This is a genomic window from Allobosea sp. (genome assembly GCF_017308015.1).
In the GTDB taxonomy this organism is placed as follows: domain Bacteria; phylum Pseudomonadota; class Alphaproteobacteria; order Rhizobiales; family Beijerinckiaceae; genus Allobosea.
Genome location: NZ_JAFKFW010000028.1, coordinates 17,018 through 33,452 on the forward strand (window position 1 = coordinate 17,018; position 16,435 = coordinate 33,452).

The following is a 16,435-nucleotide window of genomic DNA, read 5'->3' on the forward strand; positions in this document are numbered from 1 at the left end:
CGCTATTTCCGGATCTTGCTGACATCGTACACCAGGATCGCTCCGGCATCGAGGACGCGGTCGATCTCGTTGGAATGGTCGAATTTCGTCAGATCGCGTTGCCGAGGCGGCAGATCCTCGTTCTGCTGGAGGTCTCCCGGCTCGTAATAGTGCCCAACCTTTGGCGCGGCCGAGGGCAGGCGGCGGTCGACAAGGATGAAGTTCACGAAGCCGTTCGAGATGATGTTGCGCTCGTAGTAGCCGAACCTGTCGCCGAAATAGAGATCTGCAGTGGCGGGATCGCCGTTCAACGTGGAAAGCACGATCTGTCGCCCGAAGGTGCTCGCGAAGATCGCATTGGTCCTGTCGGCAACGAAACGGTTGCCCTCTCCCAGGACCTCCCGGGACCATTCAGCGACGGCCAGCCCCAGGGGTTCCATCGAGAGCCCGTCGCCGGCCACCTGATAGCCCGAGCGCAGCGCCGCGCCCCAGCCGTTGAACATTCCGCCGACGATGGTGAGGGAAAGGACCGTCGCCAGACCAATTCTGCCGGCGCGTTCCGGGAGGCGCTGGTGCCAGAAATGAGTGACGCTCAGTCCGCAGACGAAGGCCGCGCCGATCATCGCGAAAGTGCCGAGCCGATTGCCAACCTCCCAGCCCGCGCTGGTGAGCTTGAAGATCACGGTTGCGGGGAAACTGGCACCCAACAGGGCAAGGAGCACGACGGCGCTAGACGGCCAAGTCCGGAAGCGCCGCCCGGTCTCGGCTGTGCCAGGACGCCGGAAGGTCAGTGCGCGGAAGAAGCCGAAGAGCAGGCCGATGCCGATCACCAGGATCGACATGATCCCGATCACGCGCAGGACCAGCGGTGCCTGAACGCCGTCCACCCCGATGAAAAGCTGGCGGCCGGAATGTGTACCGGAGAGAAGCGCCTTCAGGTCGCCGAAGGCCGTCAGCAGATGCGGGCCGACATAATCGCCCATCGGGGCGGACACGATCAGCTTCCAGAGCGGCGGCATGATGCATGCGGCGGCTGCGACGAGAAGAGCCAGCGCGCGCGGCTGGCCGGGAACAGGGCGCAGTACCATCAACAAGACCGCGCCCGTGACCAGTGCCGCGGTCAGGTAGGAGGTCAGGTGATGGGTGATCGAGATGGCCGGAAGCAGCAGCAGCGCGAGAGCCGCCAGCCGGCGTCGCTCATACGGCGTCGCGCTCTCCAGGCGCAAAGTGCAGTAGAGAACCAGCAGGAAGAAAGCGAAAGCGAGCGTCTCATAGGCGTATTGGCCATGGAAGCTGACGAAGCTGGTGCTGCTCATCGTCACCAGGACGCCGATGGTGGCGAGCCGGCTCGACCCGGACACGGCTTCGAACAGAAGAAAGCATGTGGCGACCGAGACGAAGCGGATCAGGGCGACCAGAATGATCGCGACCGGAAATATGCCCAGTCCGGTCAGCGCGGCCATGGATACCGTCACCAGTTCGAGCCCGGGATAAAGCGGGCTGACGGGCAACAGCGGATTGTTCGCGAACAGGGCGTGCAATTCGAAGATATCGAGCGCCGTCCGAAAATGCAGGTACTCGTCGAAACCGGCAAAGATCGTCGGGGAGTAGATGATCTTCAGCAGGTGCAGCGATTGGCCGAGAACAATCAGGTTGATCAATCGCTCGAGCCGCCCGCTCTCAGGTCGCAGTGCCGCATAGGTACAGGTCAACACCAGGGCGAGCGATGCCGACCAGAATACCGGGGCAGCATGCTCGCTGCCCGCGCGGCCCAGCCCCTGGCCCACCGCGATCAGGACGAGGCTGAAACCGGCCAGAACGGCGGTGCCGGCAAGCCGGCGCCAGTTCGGCGGAGCGCTCGTCTCGTCGTCGGCTTGTGCGGGCGCGCGCCCGATCAACGTCCAGATCGCGGACCAGAGGCGACCAAGCGTCCCCTGCACGGACTCGCGCCGGAGATCAGGCGCCGCCGTCCGGTCCTGACGCTCAGCCGCGAACAGCATCGCTGTAGACCTCGAGCAGCGCGGCAACGGCCTCGTCCCAGCTCGGAAGCGTCACCTGCGGCATCGGCGGGGCGGCAAGCCGCTCCAGAACGGCCCGGGCGATGGCGTTCCCGTCGGCGGCCGGCGGCACCGTTGCCAGCCAGCCGAGGTCGGCTAGTTCGGCAAAGCCTGAATCATAGGTGGTCAGCACCTTGCGCCCGAGGCCGAGCGCTTCCATCACCGCAACGGGATGAGCCTCGTAGTCGCTCAGAAGCACGAACAGACCGCATGTCGCCAGGTGCCGGGCGAGCCCGATCCGGTCGCGCGGGTCCCAGGCGAAGATCCTGACCGCCTGGCCGAGGCCCGCCTGGTCCACCATCCGCTTCAGCTCGTGCTCGAACGGGCCGGCGCCGATGATGTCGAGCCGCGCATTCGGTCGCTGGCGCAGGATTTCCGGCATTGCGGCGATGACGCGGTGATGCCCCTTGTAGCGTTCGAGCCGCCCTAAGGAGATGATCAGGTTCGGGTTCTCCTGCACGGGCTCGGCCACGCCCTGGGGGAGCTCCGCTCCGTTGCGGATCATCCGGAAGCGGGTGGAGGGAATGGCCATGCCGTCGCTGAACCGGGTGACCTCCGATCGCGATACCCCGATCAGGGCATCCGCCCGACGTGCCAGCGGAGCGAGCAGCCGCCACTGGAACCGACGGATCGCATTTCGAAACGGCGAGGAATGGCCGCCGCTGTGGAAGGTGAGGACATAGGTCTGCCGCGACATCAGCGCCGCCAGCATCGCGAAGAGCGGCACGAACGTATGGTAGCCTTGGACGTGGACCACATCCCAGCGCCTGCTCAAGATCGTCTTGAGGATGCCCGGCGCGATGTACCAGTCCCGCGATCGGGGCCAGGCCCGGACGCGGATCACTTCGATTCCTCCGGCGCTGTCGTGAGCAGGCAGGCGGCCCGAGCGATCCGTCGTCAGCACCATCACCTGGTGCCCAGCTTCGATCAGGCGCTGGGACACCTCGTGAATATGGGTCTCGATTCCGCCCATCTCCGGGAAGAAGCGAGCCCAGACCATCAGAATGTTCATGGCTGCGGCTCCGAGCTGCGAGGCTCCGTCAGCCCAGGCGCAGCGAGTGCTCGCGCAGGATCGTCTTCAGCACGCGCCAGCCGTCGGAGACCGCATGGAGATTGCTCACGCCGAAAATCCGGTTCGCCTCGAAGCTCGGTACTTCCGAGATCTTCAGCCGCGATCTCAGGGCGCGCACATTGAGATGCGTCTCGACTTCGAAGCCGTTGGTGGTCGGGCGCAACAGGTCGAGATGCCTGCGCCAGAAGGCGAGGTATCCGTAGCAGAGATCACTGAAATGGCTGCCGAACAGGAGGCGTACCAGCATGGTCAGCCCCCAATTGCCCGCCATCCGGATCAGGGACATGTCGTCGGTGCCGCCGCCCTGGATGAAGCGCGAGCCCTTGACCATGTCAGCGCCGGCGATCAGCCCGCCGACGAAAAGGCTGATCTCTGCCGGGTCCATCGAGCCGTCGGCGTCGAGAATCACGATGATATCGCAGGTCGCCGCGTCGAACCCGGCCCGCAGCGCGGCGCCCTTCCCGGGTGTCTCGTCGAGGACGATCTTGACGCCGGGGTAGAGCTGTCTGGCAACTTCGACCGTCCGGTCGCTGGAACGGCCGTCGACAACGATCACCTCGTCGACCCAGGGCGGAATGCGCGGAAGTACGAATGGCAGGTTGCGCTCTTCATTCAGCGTCGGGATGACAACGGAGACCGTCGGCAGGTTATCGAAACCGAAATGCAGGGCGACGCTCTTCTGTCGCGTGGCGCTTTCGGCGCCACGTTCAAAAGGGATTGCGGATTTTTCCACGAGAGCTGCCATGATACGCTCCAACTTTACTGAATAATTGCCGCATCATTCCGAGCGCGACCAAGAGGGGCCGCGCGAATACCAAGATTTCAGGCTGCTATTGGTTCGCGGCTGTCAGGCGCCCGCGATTGACGTCTATCCGGATGAGATCACCGGGTTTTACGATGGTGGCCGTTGTCGCCGATATGGTCCTCCAATAGGTTCCGCTCCGCCTGACGATCTCGAAATCCAGCGATGCTAAGGCTGCCGAATCCGGCTCGATTTCCGGGGCCAGCAAGGTCACGACCGCTTCCGAGGAATTCAGGGCCGCGGCTGCGTCGGCGCTTTCCTGCAAGCGCTGAGCAAGCAAGCGGTCGATCTCCATCTTCGTCTCCAGATCGAAGCGCGACTGATCGATCTGTGCCGATGCGACCCGCAGCTTGGCTTCGGTGACGAGACCCGCGGCCGCCAGCTTGCGCTCACGCGCGTCGCTCAATTGAACGCTGGCCTCGAGGAAGACGGGCCTGCCTATCGCGTTCCGGTCAGCCAGGAGCTTGAGCGCACGCACCCGCTCCTCTCGCTGCTCCACTGCTGCATCCGAGGCCTCCAGGCGCTCGCGGGACAGCACGAGGGCTTCCTTCGCGGCCTCCATCCCAGCCTCCAGCGCCGCCTTGCGCTCGAGATAGGCTTGGCGGATATGCCTGCGCCCGGCGCCGACCTCGGCGATCAGCGCCGGGGAGAAATTCGCCAGCCCTTGCAGGCTCTCGGCATCGCCGAGCCCGTCCCGCTCGGCGCGCAGGAGCTGCGCTTCGATATGGAGGCGCTGGAAACGCTCTTTCGCCGCAGGCAGCTTGGCCTGTTCCTTCGCGTATTCGACGCGCGTCCAATTGTCGTCCGTACGGCGCAAGCCACCCGCAAGCGCAAGCACATGCAGGATGGACATGCCGTCCGTGTACTTGAACATGCCCGGCTGGCGGACGGGACCGACGATCGACACCGCCGGGCGCTCGACCAGCGCCTGGGTCACACGCGCCGGGCGCGCGACCATCGCCTGGAAGGCGGTCGCAATCGCTTCGGCGACCATGGCTCCCGTTTGTCCTTCCGCCGGGACATTCCCGAGCAGCGGCACGGGAAGGGTTCCGTCCGGTTGGACGACGAATTCCCCGGTCAGATCCTGCCTCGGGTAGAAACTCTGGTCGGGGCGACCGACACGCTTGCGTGCCGCCCATTTGTCGTCGTCCTGCTCGACGCGCTCGAAGACGCTGATCCTGAGCCTGTCGCCGACGACGAGCGTCGTGCTGTCGGCCTGGTTCGGCGTTTCCGGCTGTGCAGTAGCGGTATCCTGGGCAATCGCGGCGGGAAAAAAACTGGCGTCGCATAACGTCACGGCGGCAAACGCCACGCCGGCGGCTATGAGACTGGGTCGGCAGAGCTGAGGCATGGGCAACCCCCTGCATAATATTAACGCAACGTTAATATCGGGGCTCTGGGCTGTCAAAATATTTTTATATACGGTAACTGATATTTGCTTTTGAGTTGCCTGAAGGCCTGTCCGAGGATTATCATCTGGCCGGAATGATTTACTTTTGTATCATGGTGGTATGTTACGAAAGGCATGTATTATGTCGATCGAATTAAGTAATAAATTCTTTGACAAGAATGTAATTTCTGTATTCTATGTAAATATTAGAAAATTCATATTCGTTTTTATTGCAAGTTTTTTGGGATTAAATGTTATATCATTTAATTCTATAGCTAAAACTGAAGAGTTGGAATTTGTAAAAACATCGGGAGATAAGTTTTTAAGCAACGGAAAGGAATTTAGAATAGCCGGCGTAAGCAATCATTACCTTGCGTTTGGGAGCGAGCAGGAGGTAAGGGCTGTTCTTGATGACGCCGTTGCAATGGGCGCCAACGTGGTCAGGACGTTCCTGCAACCGGTTATTGGCTCGCTCGACGATACGGTTCCAACGATCTGGGATTTCAAAAGCACGCAGGATGCGAGCAATCTGGGCGTGAAGGGGGCCTATCTCCTCTATTTCGACCCGGCCAGCAAGGGGATGGCGATCAATGCTGAGGGTTTCCGGAAAATCGATTTCGTGATCGCCGAGGCCTCGAAGCGTCATCTCAAACTTGTGATCTCCTTCCTCGATTTCTGGGCTTACACGGGCGGCGCCCAACAGATGCGGGCCTGGTACGGCAGCACCGACAAGAACGCATTCTTCTTCACCGATCCGCGTACCAAGGCCGATTATCGGGCTTGGGTGTATTATGTCGTCAACCGCCGCAACGTGCTCACCGGACGCGTCTACAAGGACGATCCGACAATCATGGCGTGGGAGCTGATGAACGAGCCGAGCGCCAAGCCGGACGAGCTGCGCGAGCCCTGGATCGCCGAGATGGCTGCCTTCGTGAAGACCGTCGCGCCCAACCAGTTGCTGACTTCGGGGCACGCCAACATCAGGCAGAAGATGTCTGATATCCGCCTCAAGAATATCGATTACGGAACCTGGCATGGATATCCGATATTCTATAATCAGACGGTTGCTGAATTCCGCGATCAGATCGTCGAATACTGCGCGATTGCCAAAGCAGCGAACAAGCCTGCAATTTTAGGAGAATTCGGCTGGGCGCGGAGCAATCCCGACCAGGTGGCAGTCTATGACAATTGGCTGAAGACCCTGGATGCTCAGGAGGGGTGTGCCGGCTGGATCGTTTGGCGGCTGGTGTCGCGACAGGACCATGGCCGTTTTCCCAAAGACGAGCATGACCAATTCGACATCCGCAACGATGGCTCGCCGATGTGGAACTTGATGCGCATGGCGACAGCGCGCACCTTGCGCAAATCGGAGTGAGCTGAGGCCAAAAGCCAGCGAGACTGCTCAAGCACCATTGCAGCTTCGAACAGAAGGATGCAGCGTCGCGGCACTGGTCCGGCCCGCTCATTTCGGCGTGGCTTTCGCGGTTTGCAGCGATCGAGCCGTGATCTTGGCGATGCCGGCGGGACGGGTGGGCCGCGCCGATGTCAGGAGAGAAACGGCGCCCAGGCTGATGGCCTCCATTGCTCCGCGCGCTCGATCCTGAAGGCCGGAGCCGTCGCGCAGGCGATCCACGCCACAACATCTCCTCAAAATGACCAGAGCGGCTTCAGCCTGAGACCGCATTTCGGCTGTCCTATGGCTGCTCTTCGCCAACAGACAGGAGGATGCTCCATGCGAAAGGCCATGATCGCCATCGGTACCGCGCTGCTCGTCTCGGGCAGCGCCATGGCGCAAGCGCCGACTACGCCGACCCCGCCAGCTCAATCCGAGCCCTCCGACAACGGAAAGGCAGGGACGATCAAGTCGGTCAGCGTCATCGACATGGATGCCTTGCCGGCGGCCGCCCAGGAGCAGGTGACGCAGCGGTCGAAGGCACAGCCAGCCGGTCAGATTCAACGAATCCAGGCCACGATCGAGAACGAGCCGAAGCTGAAATCAGCTCTTGCCACGAAGGGCTTCACCTCCCGTGACGTCGTGCTCGCCTCGCTCGACGATGACGGCGAACTGACCATCGTCGCCAAGCGGGCTTCGTAAGTCGGCCGCTTAGCCCTCCCGGAGGATGCGGATGAGTTCCGCCTCGACTTCCGGGGGGTGGTCGAGCTTCTTGAGCTTCGCAACCGTCGTTTCGATCGGATAGTCGTAACTGCGGAGCTCGATGGCGCCATCCTGCCAGATTGCGTAGCTCGGCCGCGGCTTGCCGCGGCGCGGCTGGCCGATGCTGCCGGGATTGACGACCGTCTTGTTGCCGATCTCGCGGATGAAGGGCGTATGCGTGTGCCCGACGAGCAGGACGTCGGCATCGACGCTGTCCAGTTCGGCCGCCCAACCGTCCGCATCCGCCAGCAGATAGCCGTAATGCGGATCCGACGGGGTCGCATGCACGAGCTGGAAGCGCGTGCCGCCGCGCTCGACCCGGGCGGTCAGCGGCAAGTCGCGCAGATAAAGCTTCTGCTCGTCGCTCAGCTCGGCGGAGGTATGGCGGCGCGTCGCTTCGGCCATGGCACGGAAGGCGGGCGTCCAGCGGCTGTCGTCATCGAAGCCGACGGCGTGGTCGTGATTGCCCTGGATCGCGATATCGGCCCTATCGCGGAGGACTTCGACCACTTCCCGCGGCTGCGGCCCGAAATTGACCTGATCGCCAAGCACCCACAGCTCGTCGAAATTTTCGGAACGCGCTTCGTGCTCGAAGAACAGCTTGAGCGCATCGAGATTGCCGTGGATGTCGGAGATGATCGCGATTTTCATGGAGCCGGCTCGTCAAGGCTGTTGCGGATCGTCCATGCCCGCAAGGACCATCCATCATCCCTGCTTAGGCTGGGCAGCTCGCGAACGCGAGCCTTCGCCGGGTTCAGACTGGAATCAACGTCGCGACTTGGCGGTCCGTCGGCCGCTCGCTTTCGGCGAGACCGGTGGCCACCCCGGCGCGATCAGCCGCGCTGCGGTTCTGGCTGAGCTTGCGCTTGCCTTCGAGCGACGCGATCGGCATGCGCAGGCCGACGATGCCGCGCAATTGCGCCTGGATGAACTCGGCCGGCGCATCGGAGACGGCCCAGGGCGTGGCGCGCTCGCCCTCGTGCAGGTCGGTGAGCCGGGTTACCGCATCGAGCAGCCGGGCGGGGTCGTCGAAGAATTCGACCGGGCCGGAAGCGTGGACCGTCACGTAGTTCCAGGTTGGCACGACCTTGCCGGTCTCCTGCTTCACCGCATACCAGCTCGGCGTCACATAGGCGTCCGGACCTGCGAAGATGGCGAGGCCATTGCCAACGGCAGGCACGCGCCATTGCGGGTTCGCCCTGGCGACATGGCCGTAGAGCACGCCATGCTCGCCCTCCCTTTCATCGATGAAGAGCGGGAGCGGCGTCGCCAGCGGACCTTCCGCTGTCGCGGTGATGAAGGTTGCCAGCCGTGCGGCGCGGATCGTCGCCAGCAGGCTCGTCCTGTCCTCGTCGCGAAAGGCCGGTGGGGTGTACATGCGGGAACTCCTTGTGCGGCCGTCGTCATGCCCGCAATCTGGACCGATCGGAATATCCAGTTCCAGGGGTTTTGAGTGGTCCAGTTGGAAGAGCAGGGGATCGCACGCCGGATCATCGCCGCGATCAAGCGGCGCATCCATGGCGGGGAGTATCGCCCCGGCGACCGCCTGCCGTCGAGCCGGGCGCTCGCGGCCGAATGGGGCGTGTCGCGCACCACGGTCACGGCCGCCTATGCGCAGTTGATCGCGGAGGGCTATCTGCTCAATCGCCCCGGCGCGCGGGCCGTCGTTGCCCATGGCCTTGCCACGATGCCGGCCCCCAAGGTTGCCGCGCCCAAAGGCACGAGGGTCTTGTCCGATTTTGCCGAGCGTCTGCTGTCCTTGCCCGCGCCGGCCCGGTTCCAGACCTATCGCGTCGCTGATCTGCGCTATGGCGACCTGAGCGGCGCGGATTTTCCGATGCTGGCCTGGCGCCGTGCGCTCAACCGGGCGAGCCTGCGACGAGCCGAGCGATTGCGTTACAGCGACCCGCAGGGCTCAGCTCCGCTTCGCGAGGCCTTGCAGAGCTATCTGTGGCGGTCCCGCGGGATCAGTTGCGCGCCGGAGCAGATCGTCGTCGTCAACGGTTCGCAGCAGGGGCTCGATCTCTGCGCCCGGCTGCTGCTGAATCCCGGCGATCGCTTCATCATGGAAGATCCGGGCTATGTGCTGGCGCGGCATGCCTTCGCGGCCTCCGGTGGCGTGATCGTGCCCGTTGCCGTCGATCGCGAGGGCATCCCGACGGAGGGACTCCCGGTGGCGCGGCTGGCCTATGTCACGCCGTCCCATCAGTATCCGCTGGGCAGCGTACTTTCGGCGGCAAGGCGGCGGAGCTTGCTCGACTGGGCTGCGAAAGCCGGGGCCGTGATCGTCGAGGACGATTATGACGGCGAATATCGGCATGGCGTCGCGCCGATCCCGCCTCTGCAGGCTTCTGCGCCCGACAGGGTCATCTATCTCGGCACCGTCTCGAAGACGCTCTCGCCGACATTACGATTAGGTTATCTTGTCGTGCCGTCTGATCTCGGCCATGCCTTCGCGGAGGCCAAGCGCCTGACCGACCGGCACACCCCCTTGCTGGAGCAGGAGGCCTTGGCCGAATTTCTGTCGAGCGGTGGCTACGAGCGCCATATCCGCAGCATCCGCCGGCGCAACGCGGAGCGCCGGGCGGCGCTGCTGCAAGCTCTGGCGGCCGAATGCGGCTCCCGCCTGACCGTGACCGGCGCGGATACGGGCCTTCATGTCGTCGCCTGGCTGAACGGCGTCCCGGCGGAGCGGGAGGCGGCCATCGTCGAGGCGGCTCGCGAGCTTGGGGTCGGCCTCTACCCGATCGGGCCACTCTACGCGTCGGGGATGGAGCGGCCGGCCGATGCCGGTTTCGTCATCGGCTACGCGGCGCACGAGGTCGAGGTGATCCGGCGCGGCGTCGCCGGGTTGGCCAAGGTGTTTGCGGCCGCAGGCTGACGGTCAGCCGCGCAGGCCGCCGAGCATCAGGTCGTAATAGTCCTGCGCGAAGGCGGCAGCGCGGCGGCCCTTGCCCGGCTTGAACCAGCGCACCATCCAGTTGAGCATGGAGAGGACGGCGCGGCTGGTCGTGTCGATGTCGACCTGCCGGAAGGCGCCTTGGGCAATGCCTTCGGCGATGACACGCCTCAAGGCGCGCTCGTGCTCGTCGCGCAGCTTCTGCGCCTCGGCGAGCATCACGACATTCTCCATGCCGCCATAGCCGACGAGCATGGTGAGGAAGCCATCATAGTGGTCCTCGAAGAAATCGGCATGGGCGGTCATGAAGCGGGCCAGCGCCTCTTCCGGCCCGGAGGTTGCGGCTGTGGCCTGCGAGACATGGCGGCGCAGCCCTTCCAGGGTGCGCACGATGATCGCCTCGTAGATCTCCTGCTTGTTGGGGAAGTAGTGGTAGATCGCTGCCTTGGTGACGCCAACAGAGGCCGCGAGCTCGCCAAGCGACGTACCGTCATAGCCGTCGCGGGCAAAGAGGCGGGCGGCGTCGTCGAGGATGCGGTCGCGCGCATTCGCGATGGTGGGCGGACGCCCCTGGCGCTTCGGTTTCGCTTCGATGCTGCCGGACGCCGCCATGGGTCTCAGCCGATCGCGCCGGCAGCGCGCAGGCGCTCGATCTGCTCAGGCCCCAAGCCGAGATGCTCGGCCAGGACCGCATCGGTATGCTCCCCGACCGCGGGTGGCGGCGTCGGCTTGCGCGAGGGGCTCGCGGACAGGCGCAACGGGCTGCGCACCGAGCGGAAGGTGCCGATCATCGGCGCCGGCACCGAGACGACGCTCTGGCGCAACTCCGCGATGTCGCTCGTCAGAGCCTGCCCGACGCTGCGGACGTCACCGGCAGGGACACCGGCCGCGCGCAGGTCGGCCAGCACGTCGGTCAGGTTCAGGCCCGCGAAATGCGCTTCGAGCAGGGGGAGAAGCGTCTCGCGATGCTCGGTGCGCTTGCGGTTGGTCGCATAGCGCGGGTCGTCGGACAGATTCGTCAGGCCGAGCACCCGGCAGAAGCGGCGGAACTGCTCGTCATTGCCGACCGCGATGGCGATCCGGCCGCCGATGCAGGCGAAAATCTGGTAGGGCGCGATGCTGGGATGGGCATTGCCGTAGCGCCCCGGTTCCTTGCCGGTGTTGAGATGGCCCGAGGCGATATTCGCGAGGAAGAACAGGGCGCTGTCGTTGAGCCCGATGTCGAGCCACTGTCCCTCGCCGGTGCGCTCGCGCATATAGAGGGCGGCGAGCACCGCCTGCACCGCGTTCATGCCGGTGACGAGGTCGATGAAGGCGACGCCCAGCCGCATCGGCTCGCCGTTGCGCTCGCCGGTGATCGCCATGAAGCCGGATTCGGCCTGGATGATGAAGTCGTAGCCGGGGCGATCCTCCTGCGCGTGGCCGCGGCCATAGCCGGAGATCGAGCAGACGATCAGGCGCGGGTTTATCGCCTTGAGATCCTCATAGGTTAGCTTGAACTTGCGCAGCGAGGCCGGCCGGAAATTCTCGACGAGGATATCGGCCTGCTTGGCGAGCGCGACGATGATCTCGCGCCCTTCTGCGGAGCCGATATCGACGGCGAGGCTCTTCTTGTTGCGATTGGCGCCGAGATAATAGGTCGAGATGCCCTCGACCGAGGGCGGCATCCAGCCGCGCGTGTCGTCGCCGGCGCCGGGCTGCTCGATCTTCCAGATCTCGGCGCCGAGATCGCCGAGCGTCATGGTCGCCCAGGGGCCGGCGAGGACACGGGTGAGATCGAGGACCTTGATGCCGTCCAGTGCCGCGCCCATCGCCTGCCGCCTCGTGCTCTCGATATTTACTTACCGGCTGGAAGGTATTTAACTGCCGCGCCTTGTCAAGGAAGCCCCCAGGTGCCGGGCGAGGCAAGCGAGGGAGATGGCGATGGCTTTGGACAGCGAGACGATGCAGGGATTGCTGGACAGTGTGACGCGCTTCGTCCGCGAGCGCCTGCGGCCCCTGGAGCATCAGGTCGCGCAGGAGGATCGCATTCCCCCCGAGATTCGTCGGGAGATCGCCGATATGGGCCTGTTTGGCCTCTCGATCCCGGACGAATATGGCGGCCTCGGACTGACGATGGAGGAGGAGGTCCGCGTCGCCTTCGAGCTGGGCCGGACCTCGCCGGCTTTCCGTTCGCTGATCGGGACCAATAACGGCATCGGCTCTCAAGGGCTGATCATGGATGGTACGGAAGAGCAGAAGCAGCGCTACCTGCCGCGACTGGCCTCGGGCGAGTTGATCAGCTCCTTTGCCCTGACGGAGCCGGAGGCGGGCTCGGATGCCGCCTCGCTGAAGACCTCTGCGCGAAAGGTCGAGGGCGGCTATGTCCTCAACGGCACCAAGCGCTTCATCACCAATGCCCCGCATGCCGGGTTGTTCACGGTGTTTGCGCGCACCGATCCATCGCAGCCCGGGGCGAAGGGCGTTTCGGCCTTTCTCATCGAGGCGGGTACGCCGGGGCTCTCGCTCGGGCCGGTCGACAGGAAGATGGGCCAGAGCGGTGCGCATACCTGCGACGTGATCTTCGAGGATTGTCGCGTCCCGGCCGACGCCCTGCTCGGCGGGCGCGAGGGGCAGGGTTTCCGCACGGCGATGAAGGTGCTCGATCGCGGGCGCCTCCATATCTCGGCGGTCTGCGTGGCGATGGCCGAGCGCGTAATCGAGGACAGCCTGCGCTACGCCGTCGAGCGCAAGCAGTTCGGCCAGCCGATCGCCGAGTTCCAGCTCGTGCAGGCGATGCTCGCCGACAGCCGGACGGAGGCCTATGCGGCGCGCTGCATGGTGCTGGAGACGGCGCGGGCCAAGGACCGGGCTGAGGATGTCGCGACCGACGCCGCCTGCTGCAAGCTCTTCGCCAGCGAGATGGTCGGGCGGGTGGTCGACCGGGCCGTGCAGATCCATGGCGGGGCCGGCTATATCGCCGACCACGGCATCGAGCGCTTCTACCGGGACGCGCGCCTCTTCCGGATCTACGAGGGCACCTCGCAGATCCAGCAGATCGTCATCGCCCGCAACATGGTGAAGGCGCTGGGCTGAGCGCCGCGTTCAGGTCGCGCTTTTGCCCTGCCGGCGCAGGGCCTTCAGCCGGTTGATGAGGTGGCGCGCGCCCATCAGGATGTGCTGTTCCAGATGGTCCTTCGCGCGCTCGATATCGCCCTGCCTGCACAGGTCGAGCAGCAACTGGTGCTCGCGGTTCATCCTGTCGCGGCCGCCGGTCAGACGGATCGGCAGCGGGAAATGGCGATAGGCGTTGAGATAGAGCTTGCGGACGAGTTCCAGCGTCTGCGGCCGGTTCGCCGGGGTGTAGAGCGCGGCGTGGAAATTCCAGTTCTGGCTCGACCAGGCTTCGTCCTCGCGGTCGACCGCCATCCGCACCAGCAACTCCTCCGCTCTGGCGTAATGCTGGGGGCCGAGCAGGGGGATGGAGAGTTCGAGCAGCCAGGTCTCCAGTCTGGCGCGGATCTCGTAGGTTTCCTCGAGATCGTCGATCGACAGGCCCGAGACCACCGCGCCCTTATGAGATTCCTGGAGAACGAGGCCCTCGGCCTCGAGCTGGTGCAGGGCCTCGCGGATCGGCACCCGGCTGACGCCGAGCTCGGCCGCCAGTTTCTCCTGCCGTAATTGCAGGCCTTCGGGGAGCGCCCCGGAGAGAATCTGGTCGCGAAGCAGCGCCACGACACGCGCAGTCGCCGTTTTGCGCTCGAGCGCCGTGGTCTTGGTCGAGAGGATCGGCGCGGTCATCGCTGGGGCATGCTTCATCGATTGCGTTTGGCCCCAATCCTTGCCCCGAACCGCCCGCGCTTTCAATCGGAGCTGCAGTCATATCAGTGCGATGTCATTATTGTATCCAATCATTGTCGGCTTTGACCATACAAGTCGGTGATGATCTGCATTCCAGGCCCTCTTGCGCGCTCAAGGGAGTCGTCGTATCCAAAAATTGGATTCAATATTCAATTTGAGTGGACGTCAGCCTGTGATCGCGATCTGCAACAACGAGGGAGCCTGTGGAATCGCGGCGACGGGCGCGGCGCTGGCCCGTGGCGATGCGGCGCTGGACGCGATCGAGGCCGGTATCCGGCTGGTCGAGGCGAGCGAGGAGGTCCGGACTGTCGGGCGCGGCGGCTGGCCGAACTTGCTGGGGGAGGTCGAGCTCGACGCCTCGGTGATGGATGGCACGACGCTGCGCACCGGCTCGGTCGGTTCCCTGACCGGCTATCTCCACCCGGTCAGCATCGCCCGGCAGGTGCTTGAAAGGCTGCCGCATGAATTGCTGGTTGGGGAGGGCGCGCGCCGCTTCGCCGCCGAGATCGGTGCCGAGGCCGGCGAGTTGCTGATGCCGCATGCGCGGACGGCCTGGCAGCGCTGGTTCGAGACGGAGGTCAGCGCGGCCGAACAGGCCCGCTGGCCTGACGTGCCGATGGCGGAGCTGTGCCAGCAGGCGATCGACCCGGAGATCGGGCGCGATACCACGGTCTTTCTGGCACAGGATGCCGGAAGCCATATCGGCGCGGGCACGAGCACCTCGGGCTGGGGCTGGAAGTATCCCGGCCGCCTCGGCGACAGCCCGATCATCGGCGCGGGCTCCTATGCGGATAGCCGCTACGGTGCTTGTGCCTGCACCGGTGTCGGCGAGATGAGCATCCGTGCCGGCACGTCGCGCGCGGTCGTTCTCTACATGAAGATGGGGATGAGCGTCGAAGCGGCCGTGCGCGAGGCGGTCGAGGATATGCGCGCGCTCAAGGGCGGGCTGATCGGCCGCGTGACGATCCATGCGATCGACCGGGAGGGCGACCACAAGGTCGTCGCCGTCAACGGCTTGCCCGAGAACCATTACTGGCTCTGGCGCCCGGGTGACGCCGCCCCGTCGAGCCATCCTTGCGAGATCATCGCGATCAGCGATGTCCCCGCCCCGAAGCCGACGGCGCATCGCCGCTACGAGCAAATGGGGCTCTGAGCCCGCCCTCCCGTCAGCAACAGGACAGACCATGACAGCGTCACGCCATCGCCTTTTCGCAGCATTCGCCGGCCTGCTGCTGGCCGGGACCGCCGCGCAGGCTCAAACCACGCTCGAACGCGTCAAGCAGCGCGGGCAATTGATCTGCGGCACCAGCACCGGCATCGCCGGCTTCAGCATGGCGGACGGGCAGGGCAACTGGTCGGGGCTCGATGTCGATGTCTGCCGGGCGCTGGCGGCAGCGATCTTCGACGATCCCGCGAAGATCAAGTTCATCCCGCTGGCGAGCAAGGACCGGCTCACCGCGCTGCAGAGCGGTGAAATCGATGTGCTGCCGCGCACCACGACCTGGACGCTGAGCCGCGATGCCGGGCAGGGCCTGAACTTCACGGCCGTGAACTATTATGACGGCCAGGGTTTCCAGGTTCGTGCCAAGAGCGGCGTCAAATCGGTCAAGGACTTGAACGGCGCTTCGATCTGCACGGTGCAGGGCACGACCAACGAGCTGAACCTCTCCGACTATTTCCGCGTCAACAAGATGAAATACGAGGTCGTCGCCTTCCAGGGCATCGACGAAACGGTGAAGGCCTATGAGAGCGGTCGCTGCGACGCGATCTCGACCGACATGTCGCAGCTCGTTTCCTACCGCCTGAAGATGTCCGATCCGGCCGAGCACGTGCTGCTGCCCGAGGTGATCTCGAAGGAGCCGATCGGCCCCTATGTCCGCCAGGGCGACGACGAATGGTTCGACATCGTGCGCTGGACCGTCTTCGCGCTGGTCAATGCCGAGGAGCTCGGCGTGACCAAGGCGAACCTCGCCGAGATGCTGAAATCGGAAAATCCGGAGGTCCGGCGGCTGCTGGGCGTCGAAGGCAAGTTCGGCACGGGGCTCGGACTGACGCCGGACTGGATCGCCCGGATCGTCAAACATGTCGGCAATTACGGGGAATCCTACGAGCGCAATCTCGGTTCCGGAAGCCCGATCAACCTGCCGCGTGGCATCAACAATCTCTGGTCGAAGGGCGGCATTCAGTTCGCGCCGCCTGTCCGCTGAGCGAGCCAGCAATCTTCATCGGAAACAGTGACGG

The 16,435-nt window shown here is 64.5% G+C and carries 16 protein-coding genes; 6 read left to right on the forward strand and 10 right to left on the reverse strand.

Going from position 1 to position 16,435, the window contains the following annotated elements:
- Positions 1–2 precede the first annotated feature (2 nt).
- The 4 genes from J0I42_RS19935 to J0I42_RS19950 form a co-directional block, all read right to left on the reverse strand.
- On the reverse strand, positions 3–1,979 hold the full coding sequence (locus J0I42_RS19935) for a hypothetical protein (RefSeq protein ID WP_291657384.1): 1,977 nt from the start codon (positions 1,977–1,979) through the stop codon (positions 3–5).
- Entirely contained in the window at positions 1,963–3,048 is a 1,086-nt protein-coding gene (locus J0I42_RS19940; RefSeq protein WP_291657385.1) for a glycosyltransferase family 4 protein, read from the reverse strand. Before J0I42_RS19940 ends, J0I42_RS19935 begins: the two co-directional genes overlap by 17 nt.
- A 28-nt stretch (positions 3,049–3,076) precedes the next feature.
- Positions 3,077–3,853 (reverse strand): glycosyltransferase family 2 protein, encoded by a 777-nt coding sequence (locus J0I42_RS19945; RefSeq protein WP_291657386.1) that lies wholly within the window; start codon positions 3,851–3,853, stop codon positions 3,077–3,079.
- A gap of 85 nt (positions 3,854–3,938) precedes the next feature.
- Positions 3,939–5,318: a polysaccharide biosynthesis/export family protein gene (locus J0I42_RS19950; protein WP_291657387.1), complete on the reverse strand. Its 1,380-nt coding sequence runs from the start codon at positions 5,316–5,318 to the stop codon at positions 3,939–3,941.
- A gap of 124 nt (positions 5,319–5,442) precedes the next feature.
- Here J0I42_RS19950 and J0I42_RS19955 point away from each other — a divergent pair, with 124 nt between their 5' ends.
- A complete protein-coding gene (locus J0I42_RS19955; protein WP_291657388.1) occupies positions 5,443–6,675 on the forward strand; it encodes a glycoside hydrolase 5 family protein in 1,233 nt (410 codons plus the stop codon).
- Between the two features lie 87 nt (positions 6,676–6,762).
- Here J0I42_RS19955 and J0I42_RS19960 read toward each other — a convergent pair whose 3' ends face one another.
- On the reverse strand, positions 6,763–6,933 hold the full coding sequence (locus tag J0I42_RS19960; RefSeq protein ID WP_291657389.1) for a hypothetical protein: 171 nt from the start codon (positions 6,931–6,933) through the stop codon (positions 6,763–6,765).
- 99 nt (positions 6,934–7,032) lie between these two features.
- Between J0I42_RS19960 and J0I42_RS19965 the strand changes: the two genes are divergently transcribed.
- Positions 7,033–7,395 carry a hypothetical protein gene (locus J0I42_RS19965; RefSeq protein ID WP_291657390.1) on the forward strand — a complete coding sequence of 121 codons (363 nt, stop codon included), beginning with the start codon at positions 7,033–7,035 and terminating at the stop codon, positions 7,393–7,395.
- A 9-nt stretch (positions 7,396–7,404) separates the two neighbouring features.
- On the opposite strand, the gene J0I42_RS19970 is transcribed toward J0I42_RS19965, so the two are convergent.
- Positions 7,405–8,106: a metallophosphoesterase family protein gene (locus J0I42_RS19970; RefSeq protein WP_291657391.1), complete on the reverse strand. Its 702-nt coding sequence runs from the start codon at positions 8,104–8,106 to the stop codon at positions 7,405–7,407.
- A gap of 103 nt (positions 8,107–8,209) precedes the next feature.
- On the reverse strand, positions 8,210–8,833 hold the full coding sequence (locus J0I42_RS19975) for an FMN-binding negative transcriptional regulator (RefSeq protein ID WP_291657392.1): 624 nt from the start codon (positions 8,831–8,833) through the stop codon (positions 8,210–8,212).
- A 75-nt stretch (positions 8,834–8,908) separates the two neighbouring features.
- Between J0I42_RS19975 and pdxR the strand changes: the two genes are divergently transcribed.
- A complete protein-coding gene (gene pdxR, locus J0I42_RS19980) occupies positions 8,909–10,336 on the forward strand; it encodes a MocR-like pyridoxine biosynthesis transcription factor PdxR (RefSeq protein WP_291657393.1) in 1,428 nt (475 codons plus the stop codon).
- 3 nt (positions 10,337–10,339) lie between these two features.
- On the opposite strand, the gene J0I42_RS19985 is transcribed toward pdxR, so the two are convergent.
- Positions 10,340–10,966 (reverse strand): TetR/AcrR family transcriptional regulator, encoded by a 627-nt coding sequence (locus J0I42_RS19985; protein ID WP_291657394.1) that lies wholly within the window; start codon positions 10,964–10,966, stop codon positions 10,340–10,342.
- 5 nt (positions 10,967–10,971) lie between these two features.
- Positions 10,972–12,165 (reverse strand): CaiB/BaiF CoA transferase family protein, encoded by a 1,194-nt coding sequence (locus J0I42_RS19990; protein WP_291657395.1) that lies wholly within the window; start codon positions 12,163–12,165, stop codon positions 10,972–10,974.
- A gap of 112 nt (positions 12,166–12,277) precedes the next feature.
- Here J0I42_RS19990 and J0I42_RS19995 point away from each other — a divergent pair, with 112 nt between their 5' ends.
- Positions 12,278–13,429 (forward strand): acyl-CoA dehydrogenase family protein, encoded by a 1,152-nt coding sequence (locus J0I42_RS19995; RefSeq protein ID WP_291657396.1) that lies wholly within the window; start codon positions 12,278–12,280, stop codon positions 13,427–13,429.
- Between the two features lie 9 nt (positions 13,430–13,438).
- On the opposite strand, the gene J0I42_RS20000 is transcribed toward J0I42_RS19995, so the two are convergent.
- Positions 13,439–14,134, reverse strand: a complete 696-nt coding sequence (locus J0I42_RS20000) for a GntR family transcriptional regulator (RefSeq protein WP_291657397.1) — start codon at positions 14,132–14,134, stop codon at positions 13,439–13,441.
- A 214-nt stretch (positions 14,135–14,348) separates the two neighbouring features.
- On the opposite strand from J0I42_RS20000, the gene J0I42_RS20005 reads away from it, so the two are divergent.
- Together J0I42_RS20005 and J0I42_RS20010 are read left to right on the forward strand one after the other, a co-directional pair.
- A complete protein-coding gene (locus J0I42_RS20005; protein ID WP_291657398.1) occupies positions 14,349–15,347 on the forward strand; it encodes a glycosylasparaginase in 999 nt (332 codons plus the stop codon).
- 31 nt (positions 15,348–15,378) lie between these two features.
- Entirely contained in the window at positions 15,379–16,401 is a 1,023-nt protein-coding gene (locus J0I42_RS20010) for an amino acid ABC transporter substrate-binding protein (protein ID WP_291657399.1), read from the forward strand.
- Positions 16,402–16,435: the final 34 nt, after the last annotated feature.